The organism is Burkholderia sp. APQ4-4ca (assembly GCF_057837105.1).
In genome coordinates, this window is sequence record NZ_JBYQCG010000148.1 from 1 (window position 1) to 6503 (window position 6503).

Annotated in this window: 5 protein-coding genes; 4 read left to right on the forward strand and 1 reads right to left on the reverse strand. The window is 63.1% G+C overall.

The window, feature by feature from the left end; genetic code table 11:
- Together AC3IFE_RS18360 and AC3IFE_RS18365 are read left to right on the forward strand one after the other, a co-directional pair.
- The coding region (locus tag AC3IFE_RS18360; RefSeq protein WP_489191465.1) for a molybdopterin-containing oxidoreductase family protein at positions 1 to 1810 on the forward strand (1810 nt) is incomplete at its 5' end.
- A 137-nt stretch (positions 1811 to 1947) separates the two neighbouring features.
- The gene (locus tag AC3IFE_RS18365) at positions 1948 to 3621 is read left to right on the forward strand and encodes a long-chain fatty acid--CoA ligase (RefSeq protein WP_489191467.1); all 1674 of its coding nucleotides are present in this window, start codon (positions 1948 to 1950) and stop codon (positions 3619 to 3621) included.
- A gap of 278 nt (positions 3622 to 3899) precedes the next feature.
- Here the strand turns inward: AC3IFE_RS18365 and AC3IFE_RS18370 are convergent, their stop codons facing one another.
- Positions 3900 to 5051, reverse strand: coding sequence for a porin (locus AC3IFE_RS18370; RefSeq protein ID WP_301737965.1), 1152 nt, complete (start codon positions 5049 to 5051; stop codon positions 3900 to 3902).
- A 276-nt stretch (positions 5052 to 5327) separates the two neighbouring features.
- Here AC3IFE_RS18370 and coq7 point away from each other — a divergent pair, with 276 nt between their 5' ends.
- Positions 5328 to 5954: a 2-polyprenyl-3-methyl-6-methoxy-1,4-benzoquinone monooxygenase gene (coq7, locus tag AC3IFE_RS18375; protein ID WP_126359555.1), complete on the forward strand. Its 627-nt coding sequence runs from the start codon at positions 5328 to 5330 to the stop codon at positions 5952 to 5954.
- 385 nt (positions 5955 to 6339) lie between these two features.
- Positions 6340 to 6503 (forward strand): division/cell wall cluster transcriptional repressor MraZ (locus AC3IFE_RS18380; RefSeq protein WP_489191469.1); only part of this gene is annotated, 164 nt, incomplete at its 3' end.

Sequence of the window (6503 nt, forward strand, 5' to 3'; positions counted from 1 at the left end):
CGAGATCGGGCGTCGACTCGGTGAAATCGCCGAGCGCGCGCCGGAAGCAATCATGCCGTACAGCTATGCAGGAACGATGGGGCTCGTGCAAGGCGAGGGCATTGCCCAACGCTTCTTCCACAAGCTCGGCGCCTCGCGGCTCGAGCGCACGATCTGCTCGGCGGCCGGTGCAGCCGGGCTGCGCTACACGTACGGCGGTAGTGTCGGCATGCATCTCGAGTACTTCGAGGAAAGCGAATTGATCCTGATATGGGGCGCGAATCCGATTGCATCGAGCCTGCACTTCTGGACCCGCGCGCAGGAAGCGAAGCGCCGTGGCGCGCGTCTTGTCGCGATCGACCCGTATCGTTCGCTGACCGCGGAGAAATGCCATCAGCACATCGCGCTGAAGCCCGGTACCGATGGCGCGTTTGCACTCGGCATGATGTACGTGCTGATTACCGAAAACCTGCTCGATCACGATTACATCGCGGACCATACGCTCGGCTTTGATGCGCTCAAGGCGCGCGCCTTGTCCTATCCGCCGGAACGCGTCGCGCAGATCTGCGGCATCGACGCATCGGAGTTGGTCGACCTTGCGCGTCGCTACGGCGCCACGCGCAAGGCGTCGATTCGCCTCAACTACGGCATGCAGCGCGTTCGCGGCGGCGGCAATGCCGTGCGCGCGATTGCAAGCCTGCCGGCGCTGACGGGGGCGTGGCGTGATCGGGCGGGGGGCCTGCTGCTCTCGTCGTCGGAATCCGCGCCCGTCAATCAGGCGGCGCTGCTGCGACCGGATCTGATGCCCGGTTGGCCGAACAAGCTGCCGCGCATCATCAACATGAACGCGATCGGCGACGCGCTGCTGCATCCGGGCGACGCGACGTTCGGGCCAAAAGTCGAAGCGGTGATCGTGTACAACTCGAATCCGGTGGCGGTTGCGCCGGACTCGTCGAAAGTTGCCGAGGGTTTCGCACGTGACGATTTGTTCACGGTCGTTCTCGAGCACTTCAAGACAGATACGGTCGATTTCGCCGACATTGTGTTGCCGGCGACCACGCAGCTCGAACATCTGGATGTCCATAAGTCGTATGGTCATACCTACGTGATGGCGAACCTGCCCGCGATTCCGCCGGTGGGAGATGCGCGGCCGAACACGGAAATCTTTCGCGGCATTGCGCGCAGCATGGGGCTCGACGAGCCCGCGCTCTATCACAGCGACGAGGAGGTCGCGCGCGCGGCGCTTCGCTGGGACGATCCGGCGCTCGGCAGCGACTGGGACACGTTGAAGCGCGCCGGCTGGCTGAAGCTCAAGCTGCCGGAAGCGCCGTTCGCGAACGGCGGTTTCCGCACACCCTCCGGCAAGTGCGAGTTCTACAGCCCGCGGCTCGAGCAGATGGGCATGGACCCCGTCCCCGACTACCTGCCGCCGTTCGAATCGGCCGAAGCCGCGCCCGAGCTTGCCGCACGCTATCCGCTGGCGATGATTTCGCCGCCGGCCCGGCACTTCCTGAACAGCACGTTCGTGAACGTCGACAGCCTGCGTTCGACGGAAGGCGAGCCGCACCTCGACATGCATCCGTCCGACGCCGGCGCGCGCGGGATCGCAGAGGGTGACGTCGTCCGGATCTTCAACGACCGCGGGTCGATGCAGGCGCTCGCGCGCGTGACCGATCGCGCGCGTGCCGGGCTTGTCGTCGGGCTGTCGATCTGGTGGAAGAAGCTGTCGCCGGACGGCAGGAACGCGAACGAGGTGACGAGCCAGGCGCTGACGGACCTGGGCAATTCGGCGACGTTTTACGATTGTCTTGTGGAAGTTGAGCGGATTTGATCGAATATCGACGTATGATCAGACGAAATTGACATGCAAGTTCGAAGTGGACATCTAACCCTGTTGTCTCGGGGCGGGGGAGCCGTTACGATGCGTTTTAGCACGACCATTCGAAAATCTGTGAGGAGACGCGCGGTATGGATAAAATTTGGCTGAAATCGTACCCACCCGGCGTTCCAGCCGAAATTGACTCCTCTCCTTATCCGTCCGTTCCGGACCTGCTCGACGAGAGCTTCCGGCAATACCGCGACCGTACCGCGTTCGTCTGCATGGGCAAGGGCATCACGTACGGTGAGCTCGACAAGCTGTCGCGCGAATTCGGCGCGTGGCTACAATCCCGCGGCCTGGCTCGCGGGGCGCGTGTCGCGATCATGATGCCGAACGTGCTGCAATACCCGGTCACGATTGCCGCGGTCCTGCGTGCCGGCTACACCGTCGTCAACGTCAACCCCCTCTATACGCCGCGCGAGCTCGAGCATCAGCTGAAGGACAGCGGTGCGGAAGCGATCGTCATCCTCGAGAATTTCGCGTCGACGCTGCAGGCCGTCATCGCCAATACGGCCGTCAAGCACGTGGTCGTCGCGTCGATGGGCGACTTGCTCGGCATCAAGGGCTGGCTCGTCAATTACGTCGTGCGCAACGTGAAGAAGATGGTGCCTGCGTGGCAACTGCCGTCGTTCACGCGCTTCAAGGCCGCGCTGTCGGACGGCGCGCGGCTGGGTTTCAAATCGCAGAAAATCGGTCCCGACGACGTCGCGTTCCTGCAGTACACGGGCGGGACGACCGGCGTGGCGAAGGGCGCGACGCTGCTGCACCGGAACATCGTGTCGAACGTGCTGCAGGCCGGCGCCTGGCATCAGCCGGCTCACGACAAGTACCCGGACGTGAAGCAGTTCGTGACGGTGGTCGCGCTGCCGCTGTATCACGTGTTCGCGCTGACCGTCTGCGGTTTCCTGACGATGCGTACGGGCGGCATGGGCGTCCTGATCCCGAATCCGCGCGATATCGCCGGCATGATCAAGGAACTGAAGGGCTACCAGATCTCGACGATTCCGGCCGTCAACACGCTGTACAACGCGTTGCTGAACCATCCCGAATTCGGTCAGCTGGACCTGTCGAAGCTCGTGATCGCCAACGGCGGCGGCATGGCGATCCAGGAAGGCGTCGCGAAGCGCTGGTATGAAAAGACCGGTACCGCGATCATCGAGGGATACGGGCTGTCCGAAACGTCGCCGGTGGCGACCTGCAACCCCGTGACGGCGACCGAATACAGCGGCACGATCGGTTTGCCGCTGCCGTCGACCGAAGTCGCGATCCGCGACGATGCCGGCAACGACGTCGCGCTCGGCGAGCCGGGCGAGATCTGCATCCGCGGGCCGCAGGTGATGGCCGGCTACTGGAACCGGCCGGACGAGACCGCGAAGGTCATGTTCGCGGACGGCTTCTTCAAGACGGGCGACGTCGGCGTGATGGATGCGCGCGGCTACGTGAAGATCGTCGATCGCAAGAAGGACATGATTCTCGTGTCCGGCTTCAACGTGTATCCGAACGAAGTCGAGGACGTTGTGGCGTCGCATCCGGGCGTGTTCGAGGTGGCGGCAGTCGGCGTGCCGGACGAGCATTCCGGCGAAGCCGTGAAGCTGTTCGTCGTCAAAAAGGATCCGGCGCTGACCGACAAGGACATCCTTGCCTACTGCAAGGAGCGGCTCACCGGATACAAGCGGCCGAAGCTCGTCGAGTTCCGCACGGAGTTGCCGAAGACGAACGTCGGCAAGATCCTGCGGCGCGAACTGCGAGACGGACGCGCGTAACGCACGCAACGACACGGTTGAACGAAAAGCCCGGCCTGTGCCGGGTTTTTCGTTTTCGGCTGCGGGTGAATGGCCGGACGCGCCTGTTTCGTGCGGGCGGCGGCGCAAGCGTCGCGCTTCGACCCGATGGCCGGGACGGCGCACCGCGATGCGCGTCTACCGCCCCCTGTGGACCGGTCGATTCACCAATCCGCCCCCACCGACATCCTCGCCGCGCCAGAAAAGAAAAAGGCGCCCGAAGGCGCCTTCAATATGCTGCGGCTTGTCAGGCAAGCTGATTAGAACTTGTGACGGATGCCGACGCGCGCCGCGACCTGGTTGCTCGTGCTCGAGCCGGCCAGACCGTTGATCGCTGCCGTTGCCTTCAGGACGTTCCCGTTCGAATCGAGCACGTTGCCCGATGCGTGCTGGTACACGCCGATCGCGTAGACATCGGTGCGCTTCGACAGGAAGTAGTCGACGCCCAGCGAGCCCTGGTGGTACTTGGCTGCCGAGTTGCCGTCGATCTTGCTGCCTTGCGTGTAGTCGTACGCCGCGCCGAGGATCAACGCCGGGGTCAACTGGTACTTGAAGTTGATTTCGCCGTTGTTGAACGTCGCGGTCTGGTTCACGAACGGGCCTGCCGAGAAGCCCTTGAACTTCGTGTTCGAGTACGTCGCGCCGATCGTTGCCGCGCCGAACGTGTACGCGCCGCCTGCACCGATGACCTGGTACGTGTTCGCGTTGTTCGCGTACGCGCCGTAGACCGGCGACGAGACGGACGACGACGTGGAACCGTTGTTGAACATGCCGCCGAACTGGTTCGGCGTACGTGCGTTCAAGTAACCGACGCCGAGGACCAGCGGGCCGTTGTTGTAGCCTGCGCCGAGCGACCAGACCTGGTTCTTCGAGAACTGGCCTGCCTGACCGCCGAAACTGTACAGGCCGCCGAACGTGAGGCCGCCGTAGTTCTGGCTCGTGAACTTGACCGCGTTGTTCACGCGATACGCGTTGTTGAAGTTGTCGAGGTCGCCCGGGTGAGCGGCGATGTAGCCGCCCCACTGGTCGCCTGCCTCGAGCGGGCCGACGAAGTCGACGACGGAGTCGTACTGACGGCCCAGCGTGACCGTACCGTACGGGCTCGACAGGCCGACGTAAGCCTGGCGACCGAACATCAGGCTGCCCTGACCGAGCCTGCCGCTGTTCACGTCGAAACCGTTTTCGAGGGTGAAGATTGCCTTCAGGCCGCCACCGAGGTCTTCGGTGCCGCGCAGACCGAAGCGGCTGCCTTGCATCACGCCGCTGGCCAGGCCGTACAGGTGCTTGCCGCCTGCGTTGTTGTTGAAGAGGAAGCCTTCATCGATGATGCCGTAAAGCGTCACGCTGCTTTGCGCATGGGCAGCGCCAGCGAACGCACCCAGCGCGACGAGCGCGAGAAGCGACTTTTTCATTAACGGATCTCCAAGAATCACTAAATTTTTTTGGCGGGGCGGATAGTTATGTTCTGTCGACGAGCCCCATCAACTTCGCAAGAAGTCGCACGTAATGTAGCAAAGCCGGTTTTTGCCACAAAGCGAAATGCTGCAGCTCAACGCCACCATGTTTCCTTTATGCAACAATGGTTAAAATCACGGGTTAACCGCAATTTCCGCTGAATAATCAACTCGGTTACGCAGCGCACTCGTGCCCTTGCCGCGCGCAGCGGCACCTGCAGCCAGGAGAACAGGATGGTGTTGGATGAACTGATCAGCGAATTCGATCGCGGCCTGCGATCGTTGACCGGCATTAGCCGGATGAGTCGGCCGGTGCCCGTGCCGGCCGATACGACGGACGTCGAACTGACACCCGCCGAGCGCACGCACGCGGCCGGCCTGATGCGCGTGAATCACGTCGGCGAGGTCTGCGCGCAGGCGCTCTACCAGGCGCAGAAGCTCACCGCGCGCACGGCGTCGGCGAAGGCAATGTTCGAGGAGGCCGCGCGCGAGGAGGAGGATCACCTCGCATGGACCGCGCACCGCCTGAAGGAACTCGATTCGCGCCCGAGCCTGCTGAACCCGCTGTGGTATGCCGGCGCGCTCGCGATCGGCGTGGCGGCCGGCACGCTTGGCGACAAGGTCAGCCTCGGCTTCATGGCCGAGACGGAGAGACAGGTCGAGAGCCATCTCGAAGGTCATATGTCCGAGCTGCCGCCGACCGACACCGCGTCGCGCGCGATCGTCGACCAGATGCGGATCGACGAGGTGAAGCACGGCAAGGCCGCGACCGACGCCGGCGGGATAGAGCTGCCGCTGCCCGCGCGGATGCTGATGCGCGCCGCATCGAAAGTCATGACGCGCACTGCGTACTATCTCTGAGATTAGCGCCGGGGTGGCGTGGGACGCCGCTCCGGTTCGCCGCCCCCATACCGCCCGCTCACTCCTCGTTTTCCCGCCCCCGAAAGCCCCATCCGCACGCCCGTCTGGCCCGTCTTTCTCACGTATCACCTTCACAAGTTGCACTAGCTCATTCATTTATAACGGTTTTTGGTATGAGGGGTCGCATGAGCATGTGCGCGTAAGTCCTTGTTCTAACTAACAAAATTCGTCAAAAAAGCGGGCCGCTCCCTTGACCGTGCCACACCCTTCCTCTAAAGTGGGAGACAGTGTGAGAAAGTGTATTTTTGTGTGATTTAGCGGGCTGTTCCGGCTAAATTCTCAGCATTGAGCGGGTGCTTCGGTGCCCTGAACGGGAGAGCGGAAAGTGTTCCAAGGGGCGTCGGCGCTGACGCTCGATGCGAAAGGGCGGATGTCGGTGCCGGCTCGCTATCGCGAAGCGCTGCAAGGACAGGCAGAAGGACGGGTGACTGTGACCAAGCACCCGGACGGCTGCCTGTTGCTGTTTCCGCGCCCCGAATGGGAAGTGTT

What these genes read in the sequence shown, in the direction of transcription:
- AC3IFE_RS18365 (WP_489191467.1), top strand. Translation starts at nt 1,948, where the DNA reads ATGGATAAAATTTGGCTGAAATCGTACCCACCCGGCGTTCCAGCCGAA.
- AC3IFE_RS18370 (WP_301737965.1), bottom strand. Translation starts at nt 5,051, where the DNA reads ATGAAAAAGTCGCTTCTCGCGCTCGTCGCGCTGGGTGCGTTCGCTGGC.
- coq7 (WP_126359555.1), top strand. Translation starts at nt 5,328, where the DNA reads ATGGTGTTGGATGAACTGATCAGCGAATTCGATCGCGGCCTGCGATCG.